This is a genomic window from Flagellimonas sp. (assembly GCF_965233845.1).
Taxonomy (GTDB): domain Bacteria; phylum Bacteroidota; class Bacteroidia; order Flavobacteriales; family Flavobacteriaceae; genus Flagellimonas.
Genome location: NZ_OZ247584.1, coordinates 2,642,573 through 2,659,952, shown reverse-complemented (window position 1 = coordinate 2,659,952; position 17,380 = coordinate 2,642,573). Strand labels below are relative to the sequence as shown.

The following is a 17,380-nucleotide window of genomic DNA, read 5'->3' as shown; positions in this document are numbered from 1 at the left end:
GGTTGCTTGATACTAAAAGAACGCATGGGAATGGGGCTTACCAGTACTGATTTATATACCTCGCTTAAAAAATACTTCGGATTTTCACAGTTTAAAGGTCTTCAAGAGAAGGTTATTCAAAATATATTGGATGATAATGACACTTTTGTTATCATGCCTACAGGAGGCGGTAAATCCCTTTGTTATCAGCTTCCGGCCATAATGAAAGAAGGTACTTCTATTGTGGTTTCCCCCTTGATCGCCTTAATGAAAAATCAAGTGGATGCCATTCGTGGGGTTTCCGAAAACTATGGAATTGCCCATGTACTCAATTCATCATTGACCAAAACGGAGGTGAAGCAGGTCAAGGAAGATATTACCAACGGCATTACCAAGTTGTTATATGTGGCACCGGAATCTTTGACCAAAGAGGAGAACATTGAATTTCTGAAAGGTGTCACACTCTCTTTTGTGGCGGTGGACGAAGCGCATTGTATATCCGAATGGGGCCATGACTTTAGACCGGAATACCGAAATCTGAAGAGCATCATTAACCGATTGGGTGATAATATTCCCATTATTGGGCTAACGGCCACGGCAACTCCCAAAGTTCAGGAGGACATCATTAAGAATTTGGGCATGACCGATGCCAAGGTGTTTAAGGCGTCCTTCAATAGACCCAATCTTTTTTACGAAGTACGTCCCAAGACCCAAAACGTGGATGCGGATATTATCCGATTTATCAAACAGAATGAGGGGAAATCGGGGATTGTGTATTGTCTAAGCCGTAAACGGGTGGAGGAATTGGCTCAAGTACTTCAGGTTAATGGCGTAAGTGCCGTACCCTATCATGCCGGTTTTGATGCCAAAACACGATCCAAGTATCAGGACATGTTCTTGATGGAGGAGGTGGATGTGGTGGTGGCTACCATCGCTTTTGGGATGGGAATTGATAAACCCGATGTTCGTTTTGTAATCCATCACGATATTCCTAAAAGTATTGAGAGTTACTATCAGGAAACCGGACGTGCCGGTAGAGATGGGGGTGAAGGTCATTGTTTGGCATTTTATGCTTACAAAGACGTGGAAAAACTGGAAAAATTCATGTCGGGCAAACCCGTGGCGGAACAAGAGATAGGCAATGCACTGCTGCAGGAAATTGTAGCCTATGCCGAAACTTCCATGTCACGACGGAAGTTCATCTTGCATTACTTTGGGGAGGAATTTGACGAAGTAAATGGCGATGGAGCCGATATGGATGACAATACCAAGAATCCCAAGCCTAAGGAAGAGGCCATGAACGAAGTGACCAAACTGCTAAGTGTGGTCAGGGATACCAAGGAAAAATTCAAGACCAAGGAAATTGTCAAGGTTTTGGTTGGGAAGGTAAACGCCATGATTTCATCCCACAAAACAGACGAAAAGGAGTTTTTTGGCATAGGAAAGGAGCATGACAAATCGTACTGGATGGCCTTGGTAAGACAAGTACTGGTTGCCGGATTGCTTAAAAAGGAAATAGAGCAGTATGGGATTCTTCATTTGACGCCAGATGGAGAATGTTTCTTGCAGGACCCAAGATCATTTCTAATGACCAAGGACCATGAATATAGCGAGAAGAACAACGAAGCTATTGTGGCCGCAGCCAAGTCTTCCGGTGGGGGAGCCGATAACAACCTTTTGAAAATCCTTAAGGATTTAAGAAAAAAAGAAGCACAAAAACTGGGAGTGCCCCCCTTTGTGGTTTTCCAGGACCCTTCCTTGGATGATATGGCCTTGAAATATCCCATTAACATGGAAGAACTGCTGAAAATTCATGGTGTGGGCGAGGGGAAGGCCAAGAAATATGGAAAACCTTTTGTGGAATTGATAGCCAGCTATGTTGAGGAAAATGATATAATTAGACCTGATGATTTGGTGGTCAAAAGTACAGGGGCCAATTCAGGTTTGAAACTGTATATTATCCAAAATGTGGATAGAAAATTACCTCTGGATGATATCGCATCGGCCAAAGGTCTGGAACTGCCCAACCTGATCAAGGAAATGGAGCAGATTGTGTTTAGTGGAACCAAGCTGAATATTGGCTACTGGATAGACGAAATCTTGGATGAGGATCAGCAAGAGGAAATCCACGAGTATTTTCTGGAAGCCGAATCCGATTCCATATCCGAAGCAATAGAGGAATTTGAAGGAGATTATGAGGATGAAGAGTTACGGCTCTACCGCCTCAAATTTATTAGTGAGGTGGCTAACTAATAGCCACCACTCATTCCTTCCATGCCTATCGCTGCCATGATAATACCAAAATAGGCTATCAATATGATCAGACCTATAAAAGCTATTCCCAACCCTATATAGGCCAATATTTTGCCGGTCTTTACATTGCTGTAATCGGTATAGGATTCAGGATTTTGTTCATATAACTGCGTGGCGGTTTTAGCTTTTACTAAAGCGATTATGCTAAAAACAGCACCAAAGGGGCCACAGCAGAAAAATGCGGTAACTATGGAAACAATTCCAAGTGTTAACACGGTGCTTGCCCCTGGTAAAGGTTGTTGACTCATATCTTAATTGGATTATCCGCCGTATTGTTCCATAAGCTCCCTTTGCATCTCTTGAATGCCCTCCATTCCAATGGTGCTGAACAAGAATATGGTATAACCCAAATACAGAACGTTCAAAATAATACCGATGATGGCCAATATTTTTCCAGTTTTCACATTACTGAAACCTTCGTAGTTCTCTGGGTTTTCCATGTAAAGTTTTGTGGCTTTATTGGCTAGTACCAAGGCAATGATACCGAAAATCAGTCCTAGAACACCATAGCAACAACATGTTACAATGGAAACGATTCCGAAAACCAGAATCAGCGTTGAATTTGGGAGTTTTTGTTTTTCCATAATTTGAAATTTAATTGAATAAACTATTCATTTTTAATATATAACTAACTATAATGGTCCCAGCGGTAACCAACATCAAAAAGAATTTTATTTGATGTGCAAATTTCAACTTTAAAAAGAGGTTGGAAATCAAAAAAAGTAACAATAGCACAATGGGATATACTGCCGGATACATTTTAAATGCCCCTACAAAATCTCCATGTAAGAGCAGGTCCACCGACCTTTGCATACCACAACCGGGACAATCAATTCCAAAAAGCTTTTTATTGAGGCAAGGTAGCATATAGTCCTTGGCACTGAGAAGAATGGTTAGTTGTGAAAACATGGTCATGGTTACTGCGAAGTAAATTACTATTATTTTTGATATTGCTGTTGAAATTTCAAAATAATTTTGCCACAGACGATGAGCGGATTTCAGATAGGAGATAAGGTAGAAGTCTTGGACGAGGACATTTCCGGCTATGTGGAATCCACAGATGGGGATATGGTCACGCTCATCACCGAGGATGGTTTTCCATTGGAATATCATTTTAGGGAACTGCTGCTTAAAAAAGAGGGTATCCAAGTGACCAATTTTGAAGCTTCTCAAGTAAAGAAAGAAAAGGAAATTCCAAAGAGAAATCCATCCATAGCGGTTAAACCCAAATTACGGAATGCCCCAAAAATGGAAGTGGACCTACACATCCATCAGTTGGTAAAAACCACCAAGGGTTTAAGCAATTTCGATATGATGAATTTGCAGCTGGAAACGGCAAAACGTCAACTGGAATTCGCCATCAGGAAACGCATCCAAAAAGTAGTGTTTATCCATGGAGTGGGAGAGGGCATTCTTAAGGAAGAACTCCAATACCTCTTTAAAAAATACGAAGGGGTGAAATGGTACGATGCGGATTATCAAAAATATGGCTTGGGAGCTACCGAGGTATATATTACCCAAAAGGCCTAATTGGTGATTGTCGTACTTACCGTTCCAAATTCGTCAATGGTCAGATTGGTGATTCGTTCCCCGTTCTCCGTAATAAAAGAAATACCGCTTAAGAGAATTACATGGTCAAATCCCGTTTCATCTGCATTGGCCACCGTTTCAATAGTGACTGTGCCATCTTCTGCCTCCACTTCCTGGGAAACCGTTGGGGTAGCGGGCGGAATATCGGAACAAAAATAGGTGGAACTAACAGTCCCTGAAAAGTTACGGTACGTCAACTGCGATTGCCCTGGAATGGTACTTACGGTACTGATGGTTTCCCCAACAACACCGTTGTTTAAAACGCCGCTCTGTAGGTCGAGAATAAGTGCCTCGCTTTCATTGATCTTGAAAAGAATGTTGCCTGCGTCTGGTAAAGGGTCATCACAAAATTGAATGGTTTGATCATTAAAGTCAATGGTCTCAATCTGTAGGTCACCATCACTGCAAGAAAACAAGATGAGCACAAGCAGCATTGGGAAGCATAATTTTCTCATGCACCAAATTTAAAGGAATTCCAATTTATTACCCTAAGGAAGGCATCATCTTTAAAAGAAATTAACTTTATTTCACCTATTTTTGATGATTCGAAAATTGATAGCTAACCCATGCAAAAAGTTTATCTGGACAATGCTGCCACAACGCAGGTAAGACCTGAGGTAATTGCAAAAATGCAAGTGGCACTTTCTGATTTTTACGGGAACCCATCTTCTACCCATAGTTATGGAAGATCGGCCAAAACTGCGGTTGAGCAGGCCCGTAAAACCATTGCAAAGACCTTGAATGCCAAACCTGCCGAAATCATATTCACTTCAGGAGGAACAGAAGCTGATAATATGATTCTTCGTTGTGCAGTCCGTGACTTGGGGGTAAAGACCATTATCACTTCCAAAATTGAACACCATGCGGTGCTACATACCGCTGAAGAGTTGGAAAAAGAATATGGCATCTCGCTGCAATTTGTGGATTTGGATACCTATGGTAATCCGGTCATGGATCACCTAAAATCACTTTTGGTCCAAGACGATAGCAAAAAACTGGTCAGTTTAATGCATGTGAACAATGAAATAGGGAATATCGTGGATATTCATGCCATTGGAACGCTGTGTAAAGAGCATGATGCGCTTTTTCATTCGGATACGGTACAGTCTGTTGGGCATTATCCCTGGGATGTTGAAAACACTCCGGTTGACTTCTTCACCGCCGCTGCCCATAAATTCCATGGTCCAAAGGGCGTTGGATTCGCCTTTATTAGGAAAAACTCAGGTTTGAAACCTATGATTTTTGGTGGTTCCCAAGAACGTGGTTACAGAGCAGGGACAGAACCTTTCCACAACATTGTAGGTTTGGAAGAGGCCTTTATCCAATCTTATGACAATTTGGAGGAAGAAATCCAATACGTGAAGGGATTGAAAAAGCACTTTGTGGAGCGGATCAAGGAGGCTATCCCCGAAGTTGAATTCAATGGACATTCCGGAGACCTTGATAAAAGCACCTACACCTTGGCCAATGTACGTTTGCCCTTTGATAAACAAAAGGCGTTGATGCTGCTGTTTCATTTGGATATAAAAGGCATTGCCTGCTCCAAGGGTAGTGCGTGTCAGTCAGGCAGTAATATGGGGTCGCATGTGCTTACCCAAATCCTGGCTCCCGAGGAATTGGAAAAGCCCTCTTTACGGTTTTCATTTTCCAAATACAACACCAAAGACGAATTGGATTATACTATAGAAGTGCTTAAGGAATTTGCGGCGAGCTAATTCTTGTTCTTCCGCTGTTTCTTTTCCTTGTCATACGGGAATTTACGGGAAGCCAATTTCATCATGCGATCAATAAGCTCGGTGGTGTTCTTTCCTGTTTTTTTGGTGATGGCTTTTTCATATTTCCAGAGCAGTTTACCAGAGCCACCATCACTCACTTTTACCCCAATCCTGCCGTAATTGGCATCCCCGCTGAAATAGTCCAACAGGCTAAAGTTGGTGGGAACACCCTTGGATAATAATATATTAAGGTTGAGGTTTCCACTTATAATGCCATCAACTTCCAAAATTTTGCAAAGTTGCTTGATGGTGTGTATGTCCAAATTTTCGTAGGTAATGCCATTTTGTGCTAAAATGGCGTTGGTGTCCTCGATGTTCTGGAAGTCAACATTGAACTTTTTCCTTTTCTTCCGTTTGGAAAAGTAGGTTTCCAATGCGTTTTGTACGGCGTACCCCTCCTTTTTGGCCAAATCCAACAATTCATTTCGATCTACGTTGCGCTTTAAATCCAAATTGGCAATAAAGGGAATGATGGCCAAAGTCTCGTGATTCTCGCTTAGCTCATCAAACCTTCGGTTCTCGTAAATGTTCTTTTGCGCACTGCCAACAGCTACCATCAAAAACGACAAAAGAAGAATAATTTTTTTCATTCATATGCTTTAAAAACGCATTCCAAATTTAAAATTGAGAATACGGCCGGTAAGAAAATTGGGAACGGCAAATTGCTGTTGCGTGTCCACATCCCTAACCCATGTATTTGTTATGGAATTCTGATTGTTGAACATATTGAAAATTTCAAATCCAACATTGAATTCCTTGAATTTATGTAACCAATGTCCTTCCGGGTACTGGTTTTTTCTGTCCGCAAAAATATACGAAATTCCCATATCGGCCCTTCTGTAATCTCTTAATCTATTCTGAAAATCGTAGGGATCGGCATTGTTGGGAGAACCTCCAGGCACTCCTGTGTTGTAAACTAGATTGAGATAAAGTTTGAGATTGGGAATATTCGGGATATAATCTTGAAAGAGCACTGCAAACTTAAAACGTTGGTCAGTTGGTCTGGAAATATAACCTCTTTGATTGGAGTTTTCCTCGGTTTGAAGGTATCCAAGACTCACCCAGGATTGTGTCCCAGGAACAAAAGCCCCGGTTAGTCGAAAATCAAATCCATAGGCGTAGGCATCCGCAATGTTATTGGCAGTATAGCGTACCCTAACGTCTTCCACGGTATAGGTGTTGACATGGGTCAGATCCTTATAGTACGCTTCACTGATTAAGGTAAAAGGACGGTTCCATAGGTTAAAGCTGAGTTCGCTTCCCAAAACATAGTGAACGGATTTTTGAGCTTCCACCTCGGGATTTATATTGCCCGATATATCCCGTAGTTCACGATAAAATGGAGGTTGTTGGTAACTACCCACCGAAAATCGGAACAACATATCCTTTTCCCAATCCGGTTTTAGGGAGAATTGTGCCCGAGGGCTTATCAAGCTTTGGGCATTTGCCTCAAACCCTTCTCCACTTAACCTCCAATACTGAGCCCTTAAACCAAGGTTGACATACACATCATGTGCACCCAGTTTTGACTGCTCGCTATATTGTGCATAGGCTGAAATCCTGCTAGTTTTTACAAAGTTGGTAGCCTGCACACTTTCATAGGCTATAAGATCACCAGCAAATGGTTCCTCCGGCTGATTATTGACAAATGCCGGTTCAAAAGGTCGGATAAAGAACCCTGCGGAGTCAATAAATTCCGATTCCCGTAACTGATCCCGAATGTCTTCATGGGTAAACTTGGTTCCCCATTCCAAGGAGGTATTTCCTTTTTTATAAATTCCGTTGTGGCCAAAATTAAAAATCAGGGCGTCCAATTGGTTTCGGGCCCTGTTCAATTGTGAACCCACCCCTCTGGAGCTCACCACTTCTCCTAAATTTTCACTTCCTAAATTGGTGTCCAACTCGGCCAATTCATAAGAAGCAATGATGTCTGAAAACTCCTCTTCTTGAGTATGGTACAGCGAAGCTGTTAGCGAAATTTTGATGTTATCATTGATTAGATTATCGGATTTCACCGCTGCAAGTCCACTTTCATATCTGCTATTCTCACGACCTTCATAGAAAATCAACAAAGCCCTTGGGTCGTTTAGGGTTCCAAAGTTGGTCTGCCGGGTCAAGGGTTCGTTTTTGTAATCGTTGACGGAATACGTCCCTAAGAAATTGAGATGAAACTTATCAGAAAACCGATAAGTAAGAAGACTTTGCACATCCACAAAGGTAGGATTGAAATTGCTTTCGGTCTGTTGGCTATTTACCAATAGACTGTTGTTCCGATAACGCAGACCTGTAATGCTGCTAAACTTATTATTTTTCGAGATGGATTCCACTGTGGCTGATGCACCCAAAAGGCTACCTTCCAGTTTTAAACCAAACTCAATGGGTGTTTTGTAAGTGATGTCCAAGACAGACGATAACTTGTCACCATACTTGGCTTGGAAACCACCTGATGAGAATTCCAAGGAAGTGATCATATCGCTGTTCACAAAACTTAATCCCTCTTGCTGGGCCGAGCGTACCAAAAACGGCCGATACACCTGAATGCCATTGACATAAACAAGGTTTTCATCAAAATTGCCTCCCCGGACATTGTATTGGGTGCTAAGCTCATTGTTGAAGGAAACACCAGGTAACAGTTTCAAAATATTTTCCACCCCAGCATTGGCACCAGGGATTTTACGAACGATCTCGGGATTAACAGTGGTAATGCCTTCAACACTTTTTTCGCCCGTGGGAGATACTTCTACCCCGGCTACTTGGGTGATTTTGGTCTTCATCACGGGATTGAACTCAAAGGTTTCGTTTGTGGACAATATCAAGTCTTCCAAAACCACGTCTTCATGACTCAGGTGTGAGAAAGTAAGAGTGAGCTTGGTTTCCGCAATCAATAACAACAGATAATACCCGTTGGAATCTGTAGTAGTACCCGCTGTCCCAGCTGAAATATTGACATTGGAAATGGGTTGGCTGTTCTCATCCAGGACTGTACCCGCCACTGTCGCGGTTTGACCATGGAAGGTCACAGTCCAAAAAATGGACAACAGGACTAGGAGGGCTTTGGATCGGGGTAACACTATTTTCTGAAAAAAGTACTCTTAAAAGTACTGGAGTTGCCTACATTATCTGTAACGACCACCTTTAGGTCGCATTGTGTCTTATCCAAGATTTTATCATCAAAATTGTAGGTCAGGGTCTGGGTCTTGGGCTCATATTCCATTAAAATCCATTCCCCGTTCAGTGTTGCATTGTAAGAGTTGACACCGCTGAGATCATCCGATATTTTTAGGCTCAAATAACTATAGTTGCTCAACCACTGTTTTTCTTTAAAGTTTCTTGGTTTGATTTCTGGGGCTACGGTATCTCTTGCCAAAGTATAGGTTCCCAAGGTGCGGGTTCGAGTGGTAAACGAACCATCTCGCTTAAAGGTTTTTGAATACCGAGGCTTTTGACGGTCATCGAGTCGGGCAATGAACAGTTGTTTTTTGTCCGCGCCTGAATATTTGGAGGCATCAAAACTAATGGTGAAGTTTCTGTGGGCCGCCACTTCCTCATTATGGATGACAACCGTATCCTGGCCCTTTTCCAATTCAATATAAAAATCCTTGTAAAAGGTATTGGCTGGGAAATAGACTTTGGCCGCTCCCAAATCAAAGTTGTTGGGTTTATTGGCAATGATAAAATGCTCTGTTTTTGAATCATTCCTAGGGATTTTGGGTACCTCCCTTTTTCCTTCTACTGGAATGACTACCTTGGTTTGGTTCCTTTTAAAATCAGAAATAAGGAGTTCCACCGTATAGGACATGCCTTCCTTTACGGTTATTTCCCCGTTGTTATGTAGCGTCTTGTAAATGCCTAGTCGGTTATGGGATTCCTTAAAACACTTTTGGATGCGCTGTTGGAATTTGCCATAATGTGCATAATCAATGAGGGTGTTGATATAGCGGGTTTCTCCGAAGGAGAAGGTCTCAAAATTATATTCTGAATACACTTTTCCATTAACGGTCTGTTTAACGGCATAGACCCCATTTTTATTTGCCGCCATATCTTGGCGATCAAAACCGTTAAAGCCGAAACCAATATTTCCAATAGCGTTGATCTTATCTGCCAAGAAAGAACCATCGGGTTGTTTGGTAAAGTTCAACTGAATTTTTTGAGCACTTTGATTGATCACAGCATCCTCTGATAGTGGATAACCATAAAGACCCAATAGGGTAGGATTGGTGGCATCCCTTACCTCATAACCATAGAGTAGGGGGTTGGTAGGTTTTTCAGTGACACTGCTGCGAATTTCAAAATGAAGATGGGGCCCGGATGATCCCCCGGTGTTCCCGGAATAGGCAATAGTGCTGCCTTTTTTGACCTTCAGTTCGCCGTAATCCGGAAATACTTCCACTTCAAAGGACTGTTTCTTGTATTGAATGTCCTTGATATAGGATTCGATTTCAGGGCCAAATTTTTGAAGATGGGCATACACTGATGTATACCCGTTAGGGTGGGCTACGTACAGGGCTTTACCATAACCCCATAAGGAGACTTTGATTCGGGTAACCGTGCCATCGGCGATGGCCAGAACCGGGAGTCCCTGTCTGCGCTGGGTCTTGATGTCAATTCCAGAATGAAAGTGGTTGGAACGCAATTCACCAAAAGTGCCAGCTAGCACCAATGGGATGTCCAAAGGGGATTGAAAGGTATCTTGAGGGTATTTTTCCTGAGCCGGAAGAAAGGGGGACAAAAGCAAAAGTACTCCCAGAAAGTAAAACCGCATAGTGTAATTTATAAATACATACGAATGTAACCCATATTTTGATTAGGTAAAAGGCTTTCCCTTTGGTTTAGGGGCTTGTAGGGTATTCCCTAAAGAATAATACCAAAAAGTATTGTACGGTTTGGCTAGGTTGGTTAACTTTGTGTGATACGCATTTGATGTTTGCATATGGGCGAACTTGTTGAAATTGTTGATTCTTTGGAAAACAAGGTGAGCAAATTGTTGCACAAAATGGAATTGTTGCACAAGGCCAATGCCAAGTTGAAAAAAGAACTCGACCTCGCAAAAGAAGAGACCAAAGCTCAACAGGAAGCCGTTAATGATTGGGAAGAGAAGTACAATTCCCTAAAAATGGCAAACTCGATGCTGGGTAGTAATACGAATAAAACAGAAGCCAAGCTCAAGATAAATACATTGATACGCGAACTGGATGTTTGCATAGCCAAGCTTGCAGATTAGTTTGTACCAATATTATGGAGGAGAAGCTCAAAATAAAGCTTTCCATTGCAGATAGGGTGTATCCATTGACCATAGACCCTAAACAAGAGGAAGGATTGCGGAAAGCGGCCAAGAACATTGAAAGTTTGGCCAAAAAATTTGAGCAGAATTATGCAGTACGCGACAAACAGGATGTTCTTGCCATGTGTGCCCTGCAATTTGCCTCGAAAATTGAGCAAGGTGGAATAGATAGTTCGGAAAACACCAAAGCGGCTTATGAGCGCCTAAAAGCACTGGACGATTTGGTACATTCCAAACTTGGGGAATAAAAATAAGTTCTTTTAAATAAAACATTTGTTACTGCCCACATTGGTAATTAAATTTTGACAAACTCAACACTATTATAATTAAAAAGGGTGAGTTTAGGTTGTAAAAGCAGGCCCTACCTGTATAGGGATCCTTGAGCAGCTTGTTAGCCCTAAACCTGTAATTTGGAGTTTGTACAAGACTTCGCCCAATGTGGGCTTTTTTTATAACCAAACATAAACAACATGGATAACACTATAATTTTGGTTGTAGCCGCAGTAGTAGGATTGGTAGTAGGATTTGCTATTGCCAAAATGCTGGAGAAGGGGAAAGCGGCCAAGACCATTTCTGCAGCTAAAAGGGAAGCTGCAGATATTGTAAAGGAAGCCCAGAAAGAGGGTGAAAACATAAAAAAGGATAAAATATTCCAAGCCAAGGAAAAATTCTTGGAACTCAAGGCAGAGCATGAGAAGGTCATTATTAACAAGGACAAAAAAATTGCAGAAGCAGAGAAAAGGACCCGAGACAAGGAGTCCCAAATAAGCAACGAGCTTTCCAAAAACAAAAAGTTAAACGAAAAGCTGGAGTCGAGGATTAAAGAGGTGTCTTACAAAAGTGAGATCTTGGACAAAAAGCAATCCGAGGCTGATAAATTGCACAAAAGTCAAGTACAGCAGTTGGAAGTCATTTCCGGTCTGTCTGCGGAAGACGCCAAAAGCCAATTGCTCGAATCCCTAAAGGAAACGGCCAAGACAGATGCCATGGCTTATCTTCAAAGTACATTGGAAGAGGCCAAACTTACCGCTCAACAAGAGGCCCGAAAAATCGTAATCAACACCATACAGCGGATTGGGACAGAGGAAGCGGTTGAAAACTGTGTTTCTGTTTTTAACCTGGAATCTGATGATGTAAAAGGACGTATTATTGGTCGAGAAGGAAGAAATATTCGTGCACTTGAAGCTGCCACAGGAGTCGAGATCATTGTGGATGATACCCCTGAGGCCATTATTCTGTCCTGTTTCGATTCTGTTCGCAGGGAAGTGGCACGTCTTTCACTACATCGCTTGGTAACAGACGGAAGAATTCACCCAGCCCGAATTGAGGAAATCGTAAAGAAGACCGAGAAGCAAATCAATGAGGAGATTGCAGAAATTGGTAAACGTACCGTAATCGACCTTGGAATCCATGGCCTTCATCCGGAATTGATCAAAGCAGTGGGTAGAATGAAATACCGTTCCTCTTACGGACAAAACTTATTGCAACACTCTAGGGAAGTGGCCAAACTTTGTGGGGTTATGGCTGCAGAGTTGGGCTTGAATCCCAAAATTGCCAAAAGAGCTGGATTACTGCATGATATCGGTAAAGTTCCCAATACGGAGGTTGAGGTGGAAACTCCCCACGCCATTTTAGGAATGCAATGGGCCCAGAAATATGGGGAGAAGAAGGAGGTTTGCAACGCTATTGGAGCCCACCACGATGAAATTGAAATGAACACCTTGATTTCTCCCATCGTTCAGGTTTGTGATGCCATTAGTGGTGCACGTCCTGGAGCTAGAAGACAAGTGCTGGATTCTTACATTCAGCGATTAAAGGACTTGGAAGATATTGCCTTTGGATTCAATGGAGTCCAAAAGGCCTACGCTATTCAGGCGGGTAGGGAACTTCGAGTGATTGTGGAAAGCGAAAAAGTCAGTGATGACAAAGCTGCCGAGCTATCCTTTGAAATCTCGCAGAAGATCCAAACCGATATGACCTATCCAGGTCAGGTAAAGGTTACGGTTATTAGGGAGACACGATCAGTGAACGTGGCCAAATAGGAAATCAGCATTAGCCCAAAAACCGTCAATTCGAGTGAAATTTGGTAAAAATTTTATATCGAGAATTCGGTTTTTGAAGGAAGATTTCTATTCTCGATACCCATTTTCTCCATATTGTTGTGAAAATGGACTCGAACAGAAGAATTGATACCTCAAAATTCACAACGGGCAATCTTAATTATTCTTCCGTCAACTTTTCATATTCAAAAGGAAAGACGCCGGATGGGTTGTGTTCCGCTCTCATGATTTCCACTATTTTTTGAACAATTTCAGGATGTTCGGCTGATACATCTTGGGTTTCCCCTTCGTCGGTTGTCAGATTGTACAACTCCACGGGGGCATCTGGGTTTTGGCTCATATTGTAGCGTACACCTTTCCATTGGTCAAGACGAACCGCTTGTCTTCCACCTCTTTCAAGAAATTCCCAATATAAGTGATCATGCTTGGGCTGTTCCTTCCCCAGAAGTTCTGGAAGAAATGAAATACCATCCGTATGTTCAGTTGAGTCTAGTTGTAACAGCTCATGTACCGTAGGTAGAAAGTCCCAGAAGGCGGAAATATGGGTTGAAGTGGTACCAGCTTTAATTTTGTTGGGCCAATAAGCAATCATTGGTACACGAATCCCACCTTCGTACAAATCCCTTTTGTAACCTTTTAAATGCGCGTTGCTGTCAAAAAAATCAGGATCGGCACCACCTTCCATATGCGGGCCGTTATCTGAGGTGAAGATGATAATGGTATTCTCCGCTATGCCCAAGGCTTCCACTTTTTCCCGAATTTCTCCCACCTGGTAGTCCAAAAGGTTTACCATGGCCGCAAAAGCGGCGTGCGGTTCTTTTTGTGAACCATACCCTCCATTTTTATAATGTTCCCCGTCATCTATGCCCTTGTATTCGTTTTCCGGAGCAAATTTTTCCCGGAACTTGGACATATAAGATTCCGGAGCTGCAAGTTCTGCGTGAGGAATAACGGATGGATAATACATGAAGAAGTTGCGGTCTTTGTTGGCTTCCAAAAAAGCCAAGGCTCTTTCATGGATAATCTCGGGGCCGTAAGTGTTGGTGTCTGAATTTTTGTTTCCCTCCAGCAATTGCTTTTCCTGATTGTGCCACATGTGGTACGGATAATAGTTATGGCCAATTCGTTGGCAATTATATCCGTAGAATTCATCAAAACCTTGATTATTGGGATCGCCTTCAGAACCAGGATAGCCTAATCCCCATTTCCCAAAGGCACCAGTAGCATAACCGTGTTGCTGTAACAATTCTGCCACGGTAATTGTCTCTGATTCCAGAGGGTGTTGACCCTCCGGCCTTACCTCTTTATTTCCACGAATAAAAGTATGTCCTGTATGCTGCCCGGTCATAAGTGCTGAACGGGAAGGGGCGCATACCGTAGACCCTGAGTAATGCTGGGTAAAAAACATGCCATCCCGGGCCAGTTTATCAATATTTGGGGTATTAAAATGTTGTTGCCCTGTAAAACTAAGGTCGCCATATCCCAAGTCATCGGCCAAAATGTAGATGATATTGGGTGTTTTTAAAGTTTCCTGGACTTCCTCGGATTTTTTGGATGGCTTGCAGAGTACAAATGTTAGGGATAGTGCTACAACTGTACCGATTAGCACTAGTTGGGAGAAGGGTTTATTGGACATGGTTGATTAAATATGGTGTGGTTACTAAAGTAAAGATTTATATAAGAAGGTAAAACAGCTCCTGATATTTATCATGCTTTGGCAACAGAATTCAAACTAATTTCATGATAAATAAATATCAGATATCATGAAAAAGAGAGTTCCTGTTTCCGAGATAATGACCCGAAATTTGGTTACTGTAACCACGAATAGCGATTTGGTTAGCGCCGAAGAACTTTTTAAGAAACACCGTATACGGCATATCCCTGTGGTTTCTGGAAGAGAAATTGTAGGAATGCTCAGTTATACAGATTTACTGCGAATTAGTTTTGCAGATGCTGTGGATGAACACGAAGAAAGTGTGGATACCATGGTTTACAATATGTTTACCATTTCACAGGTGATGGTGAGGGATGTAGTAAGTGTCTCTTCCAATACTACAATCAAAGAGGTGGCCCAGTTTTTGGCTTCCAAGGAATTTCATGCACTACCTGTAGTCGACGAAGGGAAATTAGTGGGTATCGTGACAACCACAGATCTTATCAATTACCTATTGGAGCAGTACTGATGTAGGGTTAGGGAACTATTCCTCTTCCCCTGAGCCTTCGGAGTCGGTTGCTTCAGCTTCCTTAGTGCGGTTATGCTTAAGGATATTGAGTTTTTTGAGCTTGGCTTTCCAGGTTTCCAAAGCGGCTTTGTGCTGGTCTATATTCTTGATGACATCTTTTACCAGTGGATTGTCTTCTGAGGCATTGGAGAAAAACTGAAGATTGTTTTCCAATTGTCGGATTTCCGCCTTGCTCTCATCAATTTTCCTACGGATAAAGGTACGTTCATTGCTTATGGCTCTATCGTCATCCGCTTTGACCAATTCCTGCATCTTGTCCCCGTATCTTAATAACTCCGACTCATGTTTGCTTACCCCTAACTTTCTAAAAAGGGCATCCACAATTTTGTTGAACTTGCCGTTGATGTGCTTTTTGTTGTAAGGAATACGGCCATACGATTTCCACTCATCAATAAAAGCCTTGAGCGTTTCCAAATCCTTGTCGTTGTCCCCTGTTAACTGGAAAGCTTTGAGACGGTCCAAACAAGCATTTTTCTGGTTGTAGTTCTCGTATTCTTCCTTTTGGGATTCGTTTTTCTCGGCGTGCAAGCGGTTAAAATAATGATTGCATGCATCCTTGAATTCATTCCAAATCTTATCGGAGTACTTTCGAGGGACATGCCCAATCTTTTTCCATTCGCTCTGGATGCGCTTCATTTCAGGAGTTGCCATTTCCCGGTCGTCGCTATCTTTTAGAGCTAGGGCCAGACCCAACAATGCCCTTTTCTTTTCCAAGTTCTCCAGTTGTTCTTTTTTCTGGCTCTTGTAAAAGGCGTTTTTATTTCGGTTGAAGGTTCTTACAGCTTCCTTAAAGGCACTCCAGGTTTGCTCGTTCACCTTTTGAGGCACTTTTCCAGCCTTAAAAAAGGACTCCCTTAGAGCTTCAATTTCCTTTATTTGCTGCTGTAACGCCCGATGGTTATGGGTTACGTTATTCGCAATTTCAGTGATGGAAGCAATAATTTCCTGTTTCTTCTCCAGGTTCTTTTCATAAACTTTTTCCAGTTCATGGTAGTGCTCCTGTCTTCGCTGGTGCATGGCCTTTGTGGCCTGGCTAAAACGCTCCCAAACTTCTTCCCGTTGTTCCTTGGCAACAGGTCCAATGTCTTCTTTCCAAATTTTGTGAAGGGTTTGAAGCTCCCGGAATGCTTTGCCCAAATCAGGTTCGTTGGCCAGTGCTTCTGCTTTTTCCACCAGCTTGAGTTTTTCCTCCAAATTGTGTTTGAAGTCAAGATCTCGTAATTCACGGTTAAGGTGCAAAAAGTCGTAGAATATCTCCATATGATGGTGATAGGTCCGCCACACATCATTATAGCTGTTTCTGGGAACAGGACCTGCATTTCGCCAGTTTTCCTGTAAGTCCTTAAAATTCTTGTAAGTGGTATTGATGTCTTCTTCAACGTTTACAAGGCTTTTAAGTTCTTCAATGATTTCAAGTCTTCTTTGGAGGTTACTTTTTAAGGTTTGCTCGAGATTCTTGTAGTATTGATCTCGTTTTTCCCTGAATTCGGAAAAAACCTCATTGAACTGTCTTTTGGCAACGGAGTTATATCTGAAATCGATTTCATTGCCGCCATTGGCTACAAATTCCTCTTTTTTTTGCTCTATAAATTCCTGGAATTTTTGGTCGAACTCGTATTTAATGGAGCTTACATGCTTACTGATGGCCTGTACTTTCTCGTTCTTTACCAAACGCTGTAGTTCACCCACCAGATTTTCCATGGACATGGAATGGTAGTCCAGAAAGGGAATATGATGTCGCTTTTCATTCTCCACATCTTCAGCATCTTCAGCGTTCGATTCTTCGATTTCCTCAATGACCTTATCGTCTTCTTCAGATTTGGATGTAACGGATTCTTCCACAGCTTCACCATCCGGCGTCACCTTGGTTTCTTCTTCATCCTTGTCTTGTACTGCAGTGTCGGATGAGCTTGGCTCAGAAATGGGGGATTCTTCTGTAATCGTTTTTTCAGTATCCGCACTTTGTTCAGTACCACCACCTTCAGTTTCCTGAAGTTCTTGTTCGTTGTCGAGCATTCGTAGTTTGTTTTCCTTTTTGGATCAATGATTATTATAGCCAAGTTAACAACTATATTGTCCAATAACAAAAGTAGTGATTCTTCTTTTGTTCAGGGTTTTAGCCTTCTTTGAGGAAAATTA

General features: G+C 42.2%; 16 protein-coding genes and 1 other RNA gene. 8 read left to right on the top strand and 9 right to left on the bottom strand.

Annotated elements, in window-relative coordinates; genetic code table 11:
- The first annotated feature begins 30 nt into the window (after window positions 1-30).
- The gene (recQ, locus tag ACO6S0_RS11705; protein ID WP_422351824.1) at window positions 31-2,232 is read left to right on the top strand and encodes a DNA helicase RecQ; all 2,202 of its coding nucleotides are present in this window, start codon (window positions 31-33) and stop codon (window positions 2,230-2,232) included.
- Here recQ and ACO6S0_RS11700 read toward each other — a convergent pair.
- Genes ACO6S0_RS11700 through ACO6S0_RS11690 form a run of 3 tightly spaced genes read right to left on the bottom strand, consistent with a single transcriptional unit; the run spans window position 2,229 to window position 3,105 of the window.
- Complete coding sequence (locus ACO6S0_RS11700) at window positions 2,229-2,540, bottom strand: CCC motif membrane protein (protein WP_420400314.1); 312 nt, start codon at window positions 2,538-2,540, stop codon at window positions 2,229-2,231. The two genes, recQ and ACO6S0_RS11700, sit on opposite strands and share 4 nt — an antisense overlap.
- Window positions 2,541-2,552: 12 nt before the next feature.
- Window positions 2,553-2,876, bottom strand: a complete 324-nt coding sequence (locus ACO6S0_RS11695; protein ID WP_422348556.1) for a CCC motif membrane protein — start codon at window positions 2,874-2,876, stop codon at window positions 2,553-2,555.
- Window positions 2,877-2,886: 10 nt separating this feature from the next.
- Window positions 2,887-3,105, bottom strand: a complete 219-nt coding sequence (locus tag ACO6S0_RS11690) for a DUF2752 domain-containing protein (RefSeq protein WP_422351823.1) — start codon at window positions 3,103-3,105, stop codon at window positions 2,887-2,889.
- A gap of 174 nt (window positions 3,106-3,279) precedes the next feature.
- Between ACO6S0_RS11690 and ACO6S0_RS11685 the strand changes: the two genes are divergently transcribed.
- Window positions 3,280-3,822 (top strand): Smr/MutS family protein, encoded by a 543-nt coding sequence (locus ACO6S0_RS11685; protein WP_422348555.1) that lies wholly within the window; start codon window positions 3,280-3,282, stop codon window positions 3,820-3,822.
- Here the strand turns inward: ACO6S0_RS11685 and ACO6S0_RS11680 are convergent.
- On the bottom strand, window positions 3,819-4,337 hold the full coding sequence (locus ACO6S0_RS11680; RefSeq protein ID WP_422348554.1) for a hypothetical protein: 519 nt from the start codon (window positions 4,335-4,337) through the stop codon (window positions 3,819-3,821). The genes ACO6S0_RS11685 and ACO6S0_RS11680 overlap by 4 nt on opposite strands.
- 111 nt (window positions 4,338-4,448) lie before the next feature.
- On the opposite strand from ACO6S0_RS11680, the gene ACO6S0_RS11675 reads away from it, so the two are divergent.
- A complete protein-coding gene (locus tag ACO6S0_RS11675) occupies window positions 4,449-5,597 on the top strand; it encodes a cysteine desulfurase family protein (RefSeq protein ID WP_422348553.1) in 1,149 nt (382 codons plus the stop codon).
- On the opposite strand, the gene ACO6S0_RS11670 is transcribed toward ACO6S0_RS11675, so the two are convergent.
- The 3 genes from ACO6S0_RS11670 to ACO6S0_RS11660 all read right to left on the bottom strand — a co-directional run bounded on the left by ACO6S0_RS11670 (window position 5,594) and on the right by ACO6S0_RS11660 (window position 10,419).
- Window positions 5,594-6,247 carry a hypothetical protein gene (locus ACO6S0_RS11670; RefSeq protein WP_420400309.1) on the bottom strand — a complete coding sequence of 218 codons (654 nt, stop codon included), beginning with the start codon at window positions 6,245-6,247 and terminating at the stop codon, window positions 5,594-5,596. The genes ACO6S0_RS11675 and ACO6S0_RS11670 overlap by 4 nt on opposite strands.
- A gap of 9 nt (window positions 6,248-6,256) precedes the next feature.
- On the bottom strand, window positions 6,257-8,650 hold the full coding sequence (locus ACO6S0_RS11665) for a TonB-dependent receptor (RefSeq protein ID WP_422348552.1): 2,394 nt from the start codon (window positions 8,648-8,650) through the stop codon (window positions 6,257-6,259).
- A gap of 77 nt (window positions 8,651-8,727) precedes the next feature.
- Window positions 8,728-10,419, bottom strand: coding sequence for a M23 family metallopeptidase (locus ACO6S0_RS11660; RefSeq protein ID WP_422348551.1), 1,692 nt, complete (start codon window positions 10,417-10,419; stop codon window positions 8,728-8,730).
- Window positions 10,420-10,587: 168 nt separating this feature from the next.
- Here ACO6S0_RS11660 and ACO6S0_RS11655 point away from each other — a divergent pair, with 168 nt between their 5' ends.
- The 4 genes from ACO6S0_RS11655 (at window position 10,588) to rny (ending at window position 12,980) form a co-directional block, all read left to right on the top strand.
- Window positions 10,588-10,878 (top strand): hypothetical protein, encoded by a 291-nt coding sequence (locus tag ACO6S0_RS11655; protein WP_138834334.1) that lies wholly within the window; start codon window positions 10,588-10,590, stop codon window positions 10,876-10,878.
- Window positions 10,879-10,892: 14 nt separating this feature from the next.
- On the top strand, window positions 10,893-11,186 hold the full coding sequence (locus tag ACO6S0_RS11650; RefSeq protein WP_422348550.1) for a cell division protein ZapA: 294 nt from the start codon (window positions 10,893-10,895) through the stop codon (window positions 11,184-11,186).
- Window positions 11,187-11,247: 61 nt separating this feature from the next.
- Window positions 11,248-11,357: non-coding RNA, 6S RNA (gene ssrS / locus ACO6S0_RS11645), on the top strand.
- A gap of 51 nt (window positions 11,358-11,408) precedes the next feature.
- Window positions 11,409-12,980: a ribonuclease Y gene (gene rny, locus ACO6S0_RS11640; protein WP_422348549.1), complete on the top strand. Its 1,572-nt coding sequence runs from the start codon at window positions 11,409-11,411 to the stop codon at window positions 12,978-12,980.
- A 178-nt stretch (window positions 12,981-13,158) separates the two neighbouring features.
- Here rny and ACO6S0_RS11635 read toward each other — a convergent pair whose 3' ends face one another.
- On the bottom strand, window positions 13,159-14,634 hold the full coding sequence (locus tag ACO6S0_RS11635) for an arylsulfatase (protein WP_422348548.1): 1,476 nt from the start codon (window positions 14,632-14,634) through the stop codon (window positions 13,159-13,161).
- Between the two features lie 127 nt (window positions 14,635-14,761).
- On the opposite strand from ACO6S0_RS11635, the gene ACO6S0_RS11630 reads away from it, so the two are divergent.
- Window positions 14,762-15,181: a CBS domain-containing protein gene (locus tag ACO6S0_RS11630; RefSeq protein WP_422348547.1), complete on the top strand. Its 420-nt coding sequence runs from the start codon at window positions 14,762-14,764 to the stop codon at window positions 15,179-15,181.
- 15 nt (window positions 15,182-15,196) lie between these two features.
- Here the strand turns inward: ACO6S0_RS11630 and ACO6S0_RS11625 are convergent, their stop codons facing one another.
- Window positions 15,197-17,257, bottom strand: coding sequence for a DUF349 domain-containing protein (locus ACO6S0_RS11625; protein ID WP_422348546.1), 2,061 nt, complete (start codon window positions 17,255-17,257; stop codon window positions 15,197-15,199).
- Window positions 17,258-17,380: the final 123 nt, after the last annotated feature.